At 51.3% G+C, this 15,902-nt stretch carries 12 protein-coding genes; 11 read left to right on the top strand and 1 reads right to left on the bottom strand.

What is annotated here, in order from left to right; genetic code table 11:
- The first annotated feature begins 93 nt into the window (after positions 1–93).
- The 4 genes from JG50_RS0107360 to JG50_RS0107340 all read left to right on the top strand — a co-directional run bounded on the left by JG50_RS0107360 (position 94) and on the right by JG50_RS0107340 (position 4,299).
- Complete coding sequence (locus JG50_RS0107360; protein WP_033100455.1) at positions 94–687, top strand: hypothetical protein; 594 nt, start codon at positions 94–96, stop codon at positions 685–687.
- Between the two features lie 322 nt (positions 688–1,009).
- A complete protein-coding gene (locus tag JG50_RS0107350; RefSeq protein WP_160173827.1) occupies positions 1,010–3,319 on the top strand; it encodes a sensor histidine kinase in 2,310 nt (769 codons plus the stop codon).
- Between the two features lie 18 nt (positions 3,320–3,337).
- Positions 3,338–3,832 (top strand): YwhD family protein, encoded by a 495-nt coding sequence (locus tag JG50_RS0107345; RefSeq protein ID WP_033100452.1) that lies wholly within the window; start codon positions 3,338–3,340, stop codon positions 3,830–3,832.
- A 230-nt stretch (positions 3,833–4,062) separates the two neighbouring features.
- On the top strand, positions 4,063–4,299 hold the full coding sequence (locus tag JG50_RS0107340) for a hypothetical protein (protein WP_033100451.1): 237 nt from the start codon (positions 4,063–4,065) through the stop codon (positions 4,297–4,299).
- A gap of 147 nt (positions 4,300–4,446) precedes the next feature.
- Here JG50_RS0107340 and JG50_RS0107335 read toward each other — a convergent pair whose 3' ends face one another.
- The gene (locus tag JG50_RS0107335) at positions 4,447–6,495 is read right to left on the bottom strand and encodes a transglycosylase domain-containing protein (RefSeq protein ID WP_052154098.1); all 2,049 of its coding nucleotides are present in this window, start codon (positions 6,493–6,495) and stop codon (positions 4,447–4,449) included.
- 277 nt (positions 6,496–6,772) lie between these two features.
- On the opposite strand from JG50_RS0107335, the gene speE reads away from it, so the two are divergent.
- The 7 genes from speE to kdd all read left to right on the top strand — a co-directional run bounded on the left by speE (position 6,773) and on the right by kdd (position 15,885).
- Positions 6,773–7,612, top strand: coding sequence for a polyamine aminopropyltransferase (speE, locus tag JG50_RS0107330; RefSeq protein WP_033100559.1), 840 nt, complete (start codon positions 6,773–6,775; stop codon positions 7,610–7,612).
- A 1-nt stretch (position 7,613) separates the two neighbouring features.
- Positions 7,614–8,486, top strand: coding sequence for an agmatinase (gene speB / locus JG50_RS0107325; RefSeq protein WP_033100450.1), 873 nt, complete (start codon positions 7,614–7,616; stop codon positions 8,484–8,486).
- Positions 8,487–8,773: 287 nt separating this feature from the next.
- Positions 8,774–9,196: a DUF1934 domain-containing protein gene (locus JG50_RS0107320; protein ID WP_033100449.1), complete on the top strand. Its 423-nt coding sequence runs from the start codon at positions 8,774–8,776 to the stop codon at positions 9,194–9,196.
- Complete coding sequence (gene argS, locus JG50_RS0107315; protein ID WP_033100448.1) at positions 9,193–10,863, top strand: arginine--tRNA ligase; 1,671 nt, start codon at positions 9,193–9,195, stop codon at positions 10,861–10,863. Before JG50_RS0107320 ends, argS begins: the two co-directional genes overlap by 4 nt.
- 665 nt (positions 10,864–11,528) lie before the next feature.
- Positions 11,529–12,989, top strand: a complete 1,461-nt coding sequence (locus JG50_RS18755) for a protein kinase domain-containing protein (RefSeq protein WP_052154096.1) — start codon at positions 11,529–11,531, stop codon at positions 12,987–12,989.
- 156 nt (positions 12,990–13,145) lie between these two features.
- Positions 13,146–14,543, top strand: a complete 1,398-nt coding sequence (locus JG50_RS0107300) for a sigma-54 interaction domain-containing protein (RefSeq protein WP_309485160.1) — start codon at positions 13,146–13,148, stop codon at positions 14,541–14,543.
- A gap of 295 nt (positions 14,544–14,838) precedes the next feature.
- Positions 14,839–15,885 (top strand): L-erythro-3,5-diaminohexanoate dehydrogenase, encoded by a 1,047-nt coding sequence (gene kdd, locus JG50_RS0107295; RefSeq protein ID WP_232331029.1) that lies wholly within the window; start codon positions 14,839–14,841, stop codon positions 15,883–15,885.
- The last annotated feature ends 17 nt before the right edge of the window (positions 15,886–15,902 follow it).

Here is a 15,902-nt window from a genome sequence, read left to right as displayed (position 1 = left end):
AGTATTCCCGTTGACTTATTTGTAGATCACTTGTTACTATTAATATTAATTCTAGGTATTTAAAATTTTTTAACAACTGTCGGAGGTGTTATCATGTCTTCCATTACGGTAGGCGTTTATCTCGGGAAAAAAGATCGGTTGGTGCGTTACTGGTATGAGATCCTTCCAAAAGGCCAATTCCCGATGTTGGTAAAATATTGCATCCAATCCTATCTGCGCAGCAACTACTTTCCGCTGCAGTCCATCTGTGATTCAAGGATGTTGAAGGAGCAGATCCAGAAGCGGAGCGAGTATGTCCCGACCCAGCGCAACGTGACGTTCACACCCGAGGACGGACCGGTTTACCAATGGATCAAAAGCCTGGAAAGCGGGTATCGGAGTGAGGAAATCAAAAATATCCTGAAGGAGACGGTTGTTCATACACTGCTCAATGATCAACCTCACTTTCCGCCACGGATGATGGGACAAGCTCCCTATGGAGTGAAGGAGGCGCATGAAGCGCAAGGATTATACTATCCCTATTCGGAAGAGTCGCAAAAGCTGACTCTGCTCAAGCGGGAACACGTTTCTCTGGAAGAGCCTTACACCAATTGGGAGAAAATATCCAAACACGCAGCGGAAGACGAGAGCGAGAACAAGGAAAAGGCGGCAAAGGGATTTAACCATTTGGTCAATTATCTCGGTTGATGCTTCACCCGAGAGAAGCGGGGCGATCACAGCGAGGTGATCCGGTGCTTGACCGGGTGGATCACAAGTGAATGAGGAGACACCGTGGATTGGATTAATCGGCGATTGGAATGAGAGGGAGTCCGTAATGGTGGGGAGCGGACTCCTATTTTATATGGATCGGAACTTCGCGAATTTTGTGAGGTTTTGTCGAAGGAGGGGAGGAGAGGAGGATTATTTTATTTATAAGTGGAAGAAATCATCCAGAATATGAGCAAAGATTGTATGATTGAGTTGGAATATGGAAAATATTGAAAATACGAGCCGGGGGGTGGAATTCGCCGTGTTAACCGTTCAAGCTGTCACGAAAAAAGGGATTCTCTATTTATTCATCCAACGATTATTTTCTACATATCCTTCCGTCCACTGGATTTGTGTGGGAATGGTAACCGCCCTTTTATGCTTTTTGCTCTTTATCAATCAAAAATGGCTGGAACGCTTTCCGTTATACACATACATGTCGGCGGTTCTGGGTTCGATTTTGTTGCTGGATCTCCTGACGCAAACCATTCCGATTTTGACTGTTTACCTGATTGTTCTGGGCTATGTTCTGTTCCGATCATCCGAAGAGCACCCGTATGTGATCACATTTTGCTTTACGGTTTGTTATTTATCTGTTTCCGCTTTTACCGTCTGGAATCAATTTATGCTGATCGAACTGATCAGTCACTCTTTGTTGTTTGTATGGGTTGCGTGGATGAGCGGGCAGGTGAGGGCCGCTTATTTTGAATTGCAAAAACAGAAGGAAAAGATCTGCTATCTGATTGAACAGAAAAATGAGTCCAACAAGCGGCTGCGCGATTTTCAAAAGGAATTGGAGGAAACCTACCTGCGCGACCCCTTGACCGGATTATATAATTTCCACGGGTTTCAGCAACAGGTGATTCGCAGCCTGGCCCGCAATTTGCTAAACCAGCCGTTTCACGTGGTCTGTCTGGATTTGACCGACTTTCGGCAGGTGAACATGAGGGAAGGGATCGATGTCGGTGACCGGATTTTGGTGCGAATCGCCCACGCTTTGAAGAAGTATATGCCGGCAACGGCAAAGCTGGCCCGTTATGACGGTGACCAATTCGCGATCGGGTTGATGGGGGATTCCCAGGTTCTGCGCCGGATTTTGGAGACTGTGGATTGCATCATGAAAGAGATCCAGGTGGAAAAAGGCTACCTGCACTATTGCCTGGGGACGGCCACCTATCCGCAGGAGGCGAAAACGGGAGGACAGTTGATCCGCCTCGCGGAAGAGCGGCTCACGCTCAAACAGCGCCGCATTCGCAACAAAGAAGAGGAACACAGGCGGCATCTGGAAAAACTGTCGGCACTGGGTCAGCTGGCTGCCGGGCTGGCTCATGAGATCCGCAATCCTTTGACATCGATTCGGGGCTTTGTGCAAATTTCCGCCGCCGAGTCGGAAGCGGTGAAAAAATGGGAATCGATTATTTTGCCGGAAATCGACCGGATTAATGATTTGCTCAAACAGTTTCTGAATCTTAGTGAGGTGAAACCGGTTCAGGTTACCCGTTTTCAACTGGAGCAGTTGATGGGGGATGTGTTGAGCCTTCTCGAACCGAAATCGTTGTTGATGGGGCATGAATTGAAACAGGTTGCCCCTCCGTACAAGATGGAGATTGAAGCGGACGGGGAACAGCTGAAACAAGTGATGATCAACCTGATTCAGAACGGGCTGGAGGCCTTGACGAGCAAAGGAGTTGTGGAGGTAAGCTGGGCGCGTGAAAACGATTACGCCCATATTTCCGTGAAAGATACAGGCGATGGAATTCATCCGGAACATATGACCCGCATCTTTGATCCGTTCTTTACGACCAAGGGAGACGGAACGGGGATGGGACTTTCTATTTGCCACCGGATCATTACCGAGCATGGCGGGGAAATTTTCGTCAACAGCCAGCCCGGGCTCGGCACGACTTTCAATATTTATCTGCCGCTCAGCCAGGCCGGATCCGGCAGGATGAGAACACGGGCACTGGCAGCGGATCAACAAATTCAGAAAGATGTTGCCGCCGCGGATGGGAGCGGAGTTCTCCCGGAACCGGAGGAGAGAAGTGCCGCAATCGCCGCTGACGAAGCCGGAAGCGCGGAAGCAGAGCAGGCGGGGGAGGAGGCGAAAGAGAGCGTATCCGTCCCTGACCGGAGTGAGGAAGGCGCGGGCCGGGAAACCGATGGGACCGGGCATCAGGCTTCCGCTGGGAGCAACTGTGAAGCAGACGAGGTGCATGCAGATGAGCAGCCGAAACATGAAAAAACCACGGACTGGAAAAAGTATAAGAAAGAATTGATGGCCGGAAAAGGGAAGGTTATGGAGGAAGAACTCCCCCTGCAAGACATTTTTCCGCGCAAAAAGGACCGCCGTTCCGTTGAAGAGAAAGTGGCCGAGATCATGGCCCGGGCGGAAAAGAGAGTGGAAGAAAAAATGAAAGAAGAGGCCGTACGGCAAGGAAGCGGGCAGGAGCAAAAGGTGCACATGGTGGTGAAGCAGGTTCCGGCTGATCCGCCGGAGAGCGGGGAGGAAGCGGATTTTTACCTCTATGAGGAAACGGTTTTTGCGCCGAAGCCCCGGCGTGCGGTAAAATGATGAGCGAGGAGGGAAAAAATGGCCAACCAAAAGAAAAATGCGCAATTCAACATTATCAGCAATAAATCGACCACCCATGGCACTTACTACACCGGAACGCTGAACATAAGCAATCTTTCCTCTATCTTGCTGACCGGGGAACAAGCGAAAATCGACCTCGGCCTGATTCACGCCAAAAGCGCGGTGGAACGAGGGATTAAGTTTACCCCCCATCAGGATGAGGTTCCTGATGGTGAAGATTACTGGGTTGTGTGGGTGGCCGTCGACCGCAATGAAAGCGGGCCTTTTTATGCAGGAGTGGCCGCCTGTCCGATGAGGATCAATAAAGAAAAACGGATCGGGTGGAAAAACCTGCCCTTCCACGTGAACCGCATGGACGATGCGTTGAAACGGAGAATCCGTGTCGATGAGCTGGGGAAACAGGAAAAAGCGGTGCTGAGGGATTTTTTGGTCAACCATAATGAAGAGATGTGGAAAAACAGCCCGGATGAACTGAAAGAAAAGTTGTCGTGAGTGCCATTGTGAAAAGGGGTTCCAACCGAAGTTTTTAAAAGTGAACGGTTTGTGAACAAATGGATTTCAGCATTGTCGGCTCTCAATTGCAAATGTACACTTAATTATGTGGTTTCGGAATCTTTTGCTAGGACACCAAATTGGCGGATCCCATCGGTCCGCTTTTTCTTTTTCCTGAGTATTTGCCTTTTCTTTGGCTCATTCTAAGGGTTAAAGGAGGGCTTAAGAAAATGGCTGATCATCATATCGGATCACAGGACCATTTCGCCCGCCATGGCGGGGTTCATTTTCGCGCCAATGTTTCCGAGCAAGAATTAAACCGTTTTGTTGCGTTTCTGCCGGAATCCCGGCGCAGCAATATGGCTCAGGTGATGAAGGAATTGGAGTCTGCCGGGATGATTACCATTTTGAATGATGGAATCTGGGCAGACGGTGAAGGGAAGATTGGCGGCAGCGATGAATGCTGAAAAAACGCCCGACATCCAGTAGTTATTGGATGGTCGGGCGTTTTCGCGATCCCGCCTTTGCCTGTCGGGGGTGAGGCCTCGATTTTTCCCGGTTTGCCCGGGCTTGACCCGCGGCTGGGGAGACAGGAAATGTCCGTTTGTGTCACTTTAAAAGCTTTTCAGCCAGTCGAGCACCCGTTTCAACAAAGAGGGTTGTTCAGGAGAAGAACCGGTTTTTGTTCGATGGACGGGACAGACTTCTGTTGGTTCCGTACCTTTGACAAAATACTCCAGGCGGGTGTGCCTGCATTCCGGTGTGGCCACATAGCCCGTATCCAAATCGACATAAACACTCGTTACCCCCTGGGGAATTGGGAAGATTTTTGCCGGCTGAAACCGGGTGGCCTGTTTCATGTAATCCGCCCAGATATATTGGCTTAAATGCGCCTGATCATGTGGCAGTTCTTTGTCATGGTCATAGCCGACCCACACTGTAGTCTCCAGATCCGGGGTAAATCCGGAGAGCCAGCCGTCCCAATCGGTCGTTCCCGTTTTGCCGGCGGCGGCCCGTGAAAAAATCTGGTGCACGCGTCCGCCGGTTCCACCCGGAGAAAACACGCTTTCCATCAGCTTGGTCAAGACGAAGGCGTGGGCGGGAGAGGCTACCCGGACCGGTTTGCTCTCCTCTTGAACCAAGGGGCGTCCAAACGGATCAAGCACCTTTTTGATTCCGGTGAGCGGATGGTGGATTCCGCCGGAAGCGATCGTCGCATAGGCCTCGGCCATTTCAAAAGGAGTGACGGCATAACTGCCCAGTGCCAGGGAGGGCGTCGGCTTCAGCGTGGCCCGGATGCCGAGCCGGCGGGCCATGTCGATTTCCTTTTGTAAACCGATTTTCATTAGTGTGCTCACTGCATAGATATTATCCGAGCGGGCGATTGCCTCACGCAGCGTGATCGGCCGGTTGGCATAGTGGCCGCGGAAATTGGAGGGTCGGTATTCTTGTCCATGAAAAAGAAAAGCGGTCGGCTTGCTCATGATCCGGGTCAGCGGCGTAAATCCGTTTTCCAAGGCGCTTAAATAGAGAATCGGCTTAAAAGAAGAACCGGGTTGCCGGCGGGCGAAGGCGCGGTTGAACTGAGAGGATGAGTAATCTTTGCCTCCGACCATCGCCTTGATTTCACCGGTGTGGGGATCAACCGAGATCAAGGCGCTCTGGAGCCCGTCCACCTTTTTGGTATAGCGGCTTACCGATTGTTCCGCCGCCTGTTGCATTTGCGCGTTAAGGGTGGTATATATTTTGAGTCCGCCGTGGCGCACCGTCGCTTCATCCAGCCCGTACCGCGTGACCAGCGTTTGAACGATATAATCGCGAAAATACTCGGCTTTCATCTGTTTGGGATGGGTCCTTGGCGCAAAAGTGAGCGTTTGCTTTTTTGCTTCCCGCGCAGCTTCGGCGGTGATCATGCGGTTTTTTGCCATCAGGTCGAGGATGTGGTGTTCGCGCGCAATCGCCCGGCCCAGATGATGATAAGGCGAATATAAATAGGGTCCGCGCGGAATTCCGGCCAGCAGTGCGCACTCCGCCAAATTCAAGTCCTGCACCTTTTTGTTGAAATAGTACTTGGCCGCCTGGCCAATTCCATAGGCTCCGTGACCGTAGTAAATCTCATTGAGATACATCTCCAGGATCTCATCTTTGGAAAAATGGAGTTCCAATTGCGCGGTCAGAATGGCTTCCTTCAGTTTTCGCGTCCACGTCCGGTCATGGGTGAGATAGAGATTTCTCGCCAATTGCTGGGTGATGGTGCTGGCTCCTTGCACGACGTGCCCCGCCTTGATGTTGGCCAGTGTGGCGCGGGCTATTCCGCTCAGGGAGAAGCCGTGATGGGAATAGAAGTTTTTATCCTCCGCGGCCAGTGTCGCATTGATCAGGGCCTTGGGCACTTCATTTAAATGGACGGGATCGCGCGGCTCATTGTGATCCAGTTGCCCGAGATAATTTCCCTCATCATCGTAGAGGGTGGAGATGTTATATACCTCGGGTGAGGGCAAGGGGCGCGCTTTCAGATAGAGCAGGAGAATGATGAAGGCAAGGGAGCTGATCAGGAGAGAGAAGAAGAGCAGGCGCATCACTTGACGTGTCCGTCTGACCAGACGCCAGAGAAAGAACTGGTTAAGGGTATGGGGATGAGTGGCTGCTTTGTTATCGCCCATGGTTCTGCTCCTTTTCCGGAAGTTCCTTCCAAGTCTAAAGGTAAGAATATTATGCGAAAGCCGCAGGAAGAATATACCTGGAGAAAGAAAAGCGGAATTTAGCGGCAGAATACATGGTTTGGATAACAGTCGCTAAAAAAATGATTATAAAATTTTTTGTGGCGGGGCGAAAAGCGATTGTCTGCGAAATGGACATGCATTATTCTTAGTAAGAGTATCCGGGGAAATGCGGAATGGCCCCGGTTTTCGGCCTTGAAAGGAGAAATGACAGATGGATATGGAGCTTTGGTATACAGAAAAACAAACGAAAAATCACGGGATTACGACGAAAATCAAAAGGACGCTCTATCATGATCAGTCCGAGTTTCAAACTCTGGATGTGATTGAAACAGCGGAATTCGGAAATATGCTGGTGCTTGATGGCATGGTGATGACGACGGATCGCGATGAATTCGTGTACCATGAGATGATTACCCATGTCGCGATGAATACGCATCCTGATCCCAAGGAAGTTCTTGTGGTCGGCGGAGGCGATGGCGGCGTGATTCGTGAAATCTTGCGTTACCCGTCTGTCACCCGTGCGGTGTTGGCAGAGATCGACAAAAAGGTGATCGAAGCATCAAAAACATACTTCCCGCAAATCGCCGGGAAATTGGATGACCCCCGCGTCGATGTGCAAGTAACGGACGGAATTCGCCACATTGCCGAAAATAAAGGCAGGTATGACGTGATTATCGTCGATTCGACCGAACCGGTGGGGCCGGCTGTCGGTTTGTTTCAAAAGCCCTTTTACGAAGGGATTTACGAAGCACTGAAGGACGATGGGATCATGGTGGCGCAAACGGAATCGCCGTGGTTTAACCGCGATTTGATCCGCCAGGTTTACCGTGACATTTCAAATACATTCCCGGTGGCGCGCCTGTACACGGCAAGCATCCCCACCTACCCGAGCGGCTTGTGGAGTTTTACGATCGGATCGAAAAAATATGATCCCCTTCATGTCAACGAAGCGGAACTGTCCAAATTCGATACCCGCTATTATCGTCCGGAAATGCATAAAGCCTTGTTTGAACTTCCCGCTTTCGTACAGGAACTGCTGACGGACGAGGTGAAATAGGATGCGCTTTGAAGAGAAATACTCGGGAAATGTGTTCATCGGGGCAAGTACGGACCTTGAGGCTGCTCAAGCGATCATTTACGGGATGCCGATGGATTGGACGGTCAGCTTCCGCCCCGGTTCCAGGTTCGGTCCGGCACGCATCCGCGAGGCTTCCCTGGTGCACGAGGAATACAGCCACTACCTGGAACGGGAGCTTTCGGAAATCACCTTTTATGATGCAGGGGATATCCCGCTGGCCTTTGGCAATCCCGAAAGGAGCTTGCAGCAGATTGCCGATTTTGTGCGCAAGGTGCTCGATTTGCGGAAAATGACGATCGGCTTGGGGGGCGAGCATCTGGTCACCTGGCCTGTTGTGCGGGAAGTTTTCAAGGATTATCCTGACCTGGCTGTCATCCATATTGACGCACATGCTGATTTGCGCACGGATTATGAAGGAGAGCCGCTCTCTCACGCCACCCCGCTTCGTAAAATCGCCGAATTGATCGGGGGTCCCAATTTATATCAATTCGGGATTCGCTCGATGACCAAGGAGGAGGTGCTGTTCGCCAAAGAGGCGAATATTCATTTTCATCCATTTGACGTGGTGGAGCCTTTGAAGAGATGCCTGCCGGAACTGAAAGGACGTCCGGTTTATGTGACGATTGATATCGACGCCGTCGACCCGGCCCATGCTCCGGGAACCGGAACGCCCGAGCCTGGCGGGATTACGAGCAAAGAAATGCTGGAAGCCATCCACCTGATCGCCAGATCCGGCGTGAAAGTGGTCGGTGCAGATTTGGTGGAAGTGGCGCCGGCTTATGATCACAGTGAGCAGACCCCGGTTTTGGCTGCCAAACTCATTCGCGAAATGTTGCTCGGCTTTGTGAAATAAATCCCTGCCCATTCTGAGGCTGTTGACAAACTGGAGCGAAAAGGGTTGAATGCTTTATGCAGCGGCCTTTGCCAAGCATGAGGCCGGGCGCCGAGACCCGACGGATGACTCTTCAGGTCTTTGTCAGCAAGCTGAAGAAACCTCATTCTTCCCTCCCGATCTGCGGAGGGAAGCTTTTTTCTGACGGATGATTTTCAAAATATTGGAGGAAGAACGGGTCAGCTTTATTGGCAAAGCATAAAAACCAGTGTTAAGATACATTTATTAGGTTGAAAGGGGCGGACGGTTTGATTCCAGTAAAGATTTTCATCGAGTCGACCATTGAACAGCCGGGAGAAGAGAAGGAAGTCATCGAGCAGGAATTGGACGGCCGTTTTCAAATGAAGGAAGAGGAATGGATTCTCCGTTATACCGAAAATGAAGGAAAGCCTGATGAAGTGCGGACATCGGTTCGTTCATTCCCGGAGAAAATCACGATCGCGCGCCAAGGACCTGTTTCGTACAGGCAGACCTATGCCCCTGGGAAAACCATGGAGAGCGTGGTTCATACTCCGGCGGGTAAGACGGAGATGGAAGTGACCACATTGGTGTATGAGCGTGACTGGTCCGGAAAGGAAGGCCGGATTCGCTTCACCTTTTTGCTTCATATGGGGAGCCAGGATCTGGGCCAATACCAATTAAGTTTGAAGTGGATGGAGGCTGGGAAATGAATCCGCTTGAGAGAAAGAAAGAGGAGTTGAAACAGGAAATCGAGCGGGCGGTCATCGCCGCCGATTTGGTAAAGGAAACGGACATTCCGGAGATCGTGCTGGAAGTGCCGCGGGAAAAGGAACATGGCGACTGGGCTACCAACATTGCCATGCAACTGACGAGGATTGCCCGCAAAAACCCCAGAGAGATCGCGCAAAAGATCGTTGCCGGGATTGACCGCGAACAAGTGGGCGTTCGCGACATTCAAATTGCCGGGCCCGGTTTTATCAATTTCTTTTTGGATCGTTCCTTCCTGACCGATGTGCTTGTGGAAATCAAACGGTCCGGAGATGCATACGGACGCTCGGACAGCGGTCAGGGTGAGAAGGTCAACGTGGAGTTTTGCAGTGCCAACCCCACAGGAAAGCTCCATCTCGGACATGCCCGCGGGTCGGCCGTCGGCGATGCCCTGTCCAACATTCTCGAGGCCGCCGGGTATGAGGTGACGCGCGAATATTACATCAACGACGCCGGCAATCAGATGAACATGATGGCCCAGTCCATTGAAGCCCGTTATTTTGAAGGCTTGGGAAAAGAGATCGAGTTCCCTGAGGACGGTTATCGCGGCGAGGAAATGATTGCGATCGCCGAGGAGCTGATCCAACAAGAGGGAGAGCGTTTGCTCGGGATGGATCGGGAAGAGCGGCTTCAGTTCCTCAAGGAATACGGGAAAAAGAAGCTGCTTGAGAAGATCAAGGATGATTTGCGTGATTACCGGGTCGAATTTGATGTATGGTTCAGCGAACAGTCCCTGTATCAGTCCGGAGCCATTGAGAAAACATTGACGGAGCTGAAGGAAAAAGGTTATACCTACGAACAGGACGGGGCCCTCTGGCTGCGCTCCACCGCTTTCGGAGACGACAAGGATCGCGTTCTGGTCAAGTCGGACGGTTCCTATACTTATTTGACGCCGGATATCGCTTATCACCGCAATAAGCTGGAACGGGGTTTCAACCGGATGATCAACGTCTGGGGAGCCGACCATCACGGCTACATCGCCCGGATGAAAGCGGCATTGCAGGCTCTGGGGAATGACCGGGACCGGTTGGATGTGGTTATCATCCAGATGGTGAAGCTGTACCAGGGCGGCGAACTGGTGAAAATGTCCAAGCGGACCGGAAAAGCGGTCACGCTGGAAGAGTTGATGAGCGAGGTTGGAGTGGATGCAGCCCGCTACTTCTTTGTGATGAGAAGCCCGGATTCCCATCTTGATTTTGATATAGATCTGGCTGTTTCCAAGTCCAATGAAAACCCGGTCTACTATGTGCAGTATGCCCATGCGCGGATCGCCAGTGTCTTCCGTCAGGCTGAGGAGAGAGGGTTGTCGGCGAAGTGGGATCAGGAGCACCTGTCCCGGTTGGAACTGGAACAGGAATTGGATTTGTTGCAGAAGCTTGGCGAGTTTGGCAGTGAGATCGCCACGGCGGCCAAGCAGTTGGCACCACACCGGGTTGTTCGTTATCTCTACGATCTGGCAACACAATTCCACAGTTATTACAATGCTCACCGCGTGATCACTGATGATGTGGAAAAATCGGAAGCGCGCCTGGCATTGCTCAGCGGCATTCGTCAAGTGATTGTCAACGGATTGAAATTGATCGGGGTCAGCGCGCCGGATCGTATGTAAGGAATTGCCGGCATTTGGTTCCGGCAAGGCGGCAAAAGTGCGGAATGCCAAAATTTCCTCTGTGTCCCCTTTTCCGGGATCCTGAGTTCCGACGGGTCAACGTTTAATCAGTGCAGAATCAGCCGGTGAAAAACCGGCTGTTTTTTTATATCGAGCGTTAAAATTAAGATGACTTGCGAATAAAGTAAATAGAAATGCATTTATCCAGTAAAGGTGTTTTATTCCCGGGGTGGTTTTAAAGCGCCATCGGGGGAAACGGCCTTCGTCTGCGGCGCAATCCCTTTCCGTGAATGTGGCAGCGCGGGCGGGGGACAGCGGGGCAGCATTCTGTTCTTCCCGCATTCGATCAAGGGCACAGATACCCGATTTTCCGCTGTGTTTTCTCGGATTTTTCTGCCGGTTTGTGCCGTAAATCATGAGCAGTGATAATTTATGAAAATTCCATGAAAAGGAATGCTATTTGCGTGAAATGTTTAAAAAAACGTAACATCCAGTTGCCTGAACTCAGCAGATAATAGGAGTACCGGGAAATATTTTTCTTCCCAAAATCCACCATATAAAGAAAAAGACGTACGGTGGATCATCGTTTGTCTGAATCAGATTGAGAGCAATTTGCGCTGAACTGGCGTGTGAAGGATAACAATGAATCAAGGAGATATGGTTAAATGGAAGGAATGAGGCTGGCAGGGAGATACGAGATCCTTCACCTGTTGGGTGGAGGAGGAATGGCTGTAGTCTACAAGGCAAAAGATCTGCTTCTGGATCGGTTTGTGGCAGTAAAAGTGATGAACGACTCGTTGGGGCACGATCCCGACTTTGTGCGACGGTTCATTCGTGAAGCCAAGGCTGCAGGCAGTTTATCCCATGCTAATGTAGTAAGTATTTATGATGTCGGACGTGAAGGGGACATCTTTTACATGGTGATGGAATGTGTAGAAGGGCCGTCCCTCATAGAAGTGATTCGAAAGGAAGGAACGCTTACACCGGAAAAAACGGTGATGATCGCATCCCAAATCTGTGATGCTTTGGCGCATGCACACAAAAACGGAATTATTCATCGTGATATCAAGCCGCATAATATTCTTGTTTCCCCGGATGAGCTGTACAAGGTGACGGACTTTGGAATTTCCTATACTCCGCGCGCTTCCACCATCACGCAAAAAGGATACGTGATGGGCTCGGCGCATTATTTCTCTCCGGAGCAGGCTTCCGGCGGGGAGATCCACTTTTCTTCCGATCTCTATTCGCTGGGGATTGTGATTTATGAGATGCTGACTGGCTCAGTTCCTTTTGACGGAGAAAGTTCCATTTCCGTTGCACTCAAACATATTCATGACCCTGTGCCTGATCCGCGGGAGCTTAATCCGCGAATTCCGGAAGAGTTGTGCCAGGTGATAATGAAGGCACTGGAGAAAGATCCGTTAAAACGCTATCAAACAGCTCAGGAAATGAAACAGGCGCTGCAGCAGGCCGTCATGATATTTAATCCTCCGCAACATGATTACGTTTCCCAGGTTTCCCAGGAAATAAAGCAGCCGCCCCATCGGGGAAGGAAATATTGGCTCAGGGGCGTCGCGGCGGTATCCGGGGTGCTCCTGCTGTTTCTCGGTTACCAGGCATTTGGCGCAGGATATCTGGAGAGTGATCAGCCGACGAACGGCAGTCCCGTACAAGCCGTGCAGCAGGGCAAGCAAATTCCGAAAGAGCATGGAGACCATAAATGGTGGAAGGAGCTGCCCAAAGAGAGCAGAGAGGAAAATGAGGCTTTTCGCGATATCCGGGTATCAGGAAGCAACGGGAATTACAAAGTGACGCTGAAAGTGGGCGATTTTCCGGAAGACACTTTTTACTATGACCTTTTCGTCGTCGACAGTTACAGTTCCCAAAGAGTTGATCAGGGCATTTCCGTTCACATCAAACATAAACCAGACCAACGTTACACGACCAAAACGGTAACTGTAACAATCCCTGAGCAACACCTGCCGGATTGGGGAATTGCCAAGATCATGTTTTACCGGCTGGGAGAAAACGGGAGAAAGATTTATGCCACCGACAATCTGTTGCAGATGTGGGGGCCGCTTCCCAAGTCGGTCGAGGAAAAAAGAGACAGGTCGAGCGCTTTGTGAAAAGATATACAAGGAGTCGCATCAAGCGGCTCTTTTTTGTTTTTGCCCGTTTCTGGACAGACGAGACTGATAATCGATACAATAATAAAAATGACGAAATTTCGGCATATTTGATCACTTTTTGGCAGCTCGCGGATCGAGGTGAAATGGATGCCCATGAGGAATGAACCTGATCTTACCCGGGAAATCGTCTATGAATTTTTGGAGTGCCTGGATGAAGGAATCCATATCGTCAATGCAGATGGAATCACGGTATTTTACAATCGGGTTGCCTCCCGGTTGGACGGACTGTCCATCAAAGAGGTGATGGGGATGCATGTATTGGATGCGTTTCCTTCACTGACGAAAAAGACGAGCACACTGTTGAAAGTCCTGAAAACGGGTGAACCGATCGCCGAGCAGCACCAGACGTATATGAATCGCAAAGGGAAACAGATTAGCACAATCAACCGGACCATTCCGCTTCGCTCTGAAGGAAAGATCGTCGGAGCTGCTGAGATTTCCAAGGATATCACCCAGATCAAAGAGCTGGCGGAGCAAGTTCTTCAGCTGCAGGAAAGAATTCGCGAGCCACGGAGCAGGAAGGCGCAGAAGGAGAGCGCGTACTACTGTTTTGAGCAGATCGTGACGCAAAACTCACTCATGTTGAGGGAGATTGAAAAAGCAAAGCGGGCGGCCAGAACGGATTCCCCTGTTTTGGTAGTGGGGGAGACGGGAACGGGCAAAGAGCTGTTTGTACAATCGATCCACCGTGACTCGCCGAGAATGGGACGCCCCTTTATTGCCCAAAACTGTGCCGCCATTCCGTCCACTCTGCTGGAAGGGATTTTGTTCGGCACGGCCAAAGGGGCTTTTACCGGCGCTGAGGACCGGCCGGGCTTGTTTGAATTGGCAGACGGGGGAACCCTGTTTTTGGATGAGATCCATGCGATGCCGATTGATTTGCAGGCAAAATTGCTGCGCGTGCTGGAGGACGGCGGAGTGCGAAGGGTGGGAGGAACCCGGTTTCATTCCGTTGATGTGCGCATCATCGTCGCGACCAATGAAGACCCGCTGGAGAGTATTGAAAAGGGGCGCTTGCGGCGCGACCTCTTTCATCGGATCCACGTCGTCGGTCTCTATTTGCCTCCTCTCAGGGAACGAAAAGAAGATATTGAATGCCTGACGCACTATTTTTTCAGAAAATTAAAAGGACAATTGCCGACAACGGTTGAGGAAATTGCTGATGAGGTGATGGAAGCTTTTTTCCACTATGACTGGCCGGGGAATGTCAGGGAATTGGAACACACGCTGGAAGGCGCGCTAAATCTGGCAGAAGGGAAGGCAGTGAAACTGGAGCACCTCCCCCCGCATATGCAGAAAAAACAGAAAAAGGAGATGCTTCCGCTCCCAGGCCTTGACGGCAAGAGTTTGCGGGAAGTGCTCGGCGAATTGGAACAAAAGCTGATTTGCCTGGCGCTTGAAGAATCCGGAGGCAATGTGTTAAAAGCGGCCAAACTGCTGGGAATTCCGAGGCAAACCCTGCAATATAAACTGAAAAAGCGCGAAGGTTGATGTCGGTTCGGAGATTTCCCCCGATTTTCTTGAATGTGAATGGATGGAATTTCAATCTTCGGGGGGGGTGGTACAGATTGGCCGCGTTTCCTTTCCTGCAAGGCGGCAAGCGCCCGGACGGAAGATTTGTTGCTTGGTGCCTCTTCACTCATGCAAATGCCATATTCTTGGTGTGCCCGATTCCGGGCACTTTTTTTCTGTTTGTGCGCTGAACGGCCGCCGGAAACAGGATTTGGTTATTGGCATGGTTATTGCATGAATAGTGAATGAATCCATCGGGAGGGGGATGGGGGTTTTGGACGGTCAAACAGGACATCCTTACGGACTGCACCGCGTGTTGGCGCCTGAGCGGGTTTTGCCGCAACCAGCCTGGAAACTGGATGCCGAAAGTGATCTTTATGACAATGAGCTCCTGATCGCCGTGGAACGATTAAATATTGATTCCGCATCGTTCATGCAGATGCGGGAAGAGTGCCGCGACGATGTGAACAAGATAAAACAGTGCATATTGGAGATTGTGGCTGAAAGGGGAAAGATGCAAAATCCAGTCACCGGATCGGGCGGCATGTTGATCGGTACAGTGGAAAAAACAGGGCCGCGTTATCCGCATCGCCATGTACGGCCGGGGATGAAGATCGCGACGTTGGTCTCCCTGACCTTAACACCGCTCAAACTTGAACAGATTAACCGGGTTCATCTGGAGACGGGTCAAGTCGATGTGAAAGGCAAAGCGGTTCTTTTTGCTAGCGGTCCTTTTGCCATCCTGCCGGATGATCTCCCGGAAGCGGTGGCCCTGGCGGCTTTGGATGTTGCCGGTGCTCCGGCGCAGACAGCTCGACTCATCCGGGGGCGGGAGCGGATTGTGGTGATGGGAGCAGGCGGGAAGTCGGGGTTGCTGAGCCTCTGTCAGGCGTGGAAAAAGGCGGGGACAAACGGGCAAGTGATCGCATTGGAATCCCGGGCGGAAGCTTGCGCCGAAATCAGGCAGCTGGGATTGGCGCATCAGGTGCTGGAGGTGGATGCCACTGATCCGCTCGCCGTCTATGAGGCCGTGTCTGGTGCAACGGCTGGGGAAATGGCCGACCTTACGCTCAATTGTGTCAATGTGCCCGGAACGGAACTGCCGTCGATTCTGGCGACACGGGACGGGGGAACGATTTATTTCTTCAGTATGGCTGTCCGCTTTACGACTGCCGCGCTGGGAGCGGAAGGAATCGGCAAAGATGTGCAGATGATGATCGGGAATGGTTATGCTCCGGGACATGCGAAGTTGACATTGCAAACGCTTCGGGAGTGCCCGCCGCTCCTTGAATTGTTCCGGAAAAGGTATGGAAGCTGCTGACGGGATCATCAGAGAAG

The sequence above is a fragment of the Thermoactinomyces daqus genome, assembly GCF_000763315.1.
GTDB classification, from domain to species: domain Bacteria; phylum Bacillota; class Bacilli; order Thermoactinomycetales; family Thermoactinomycetaceae; genus Thermoactinomyces_A; species Thermoactinomyces_A daqus.
Note: the sequence above shows the minus strand (reverse complement) of the source record. Positions and strands in the feature narration are given on the sequence as shown.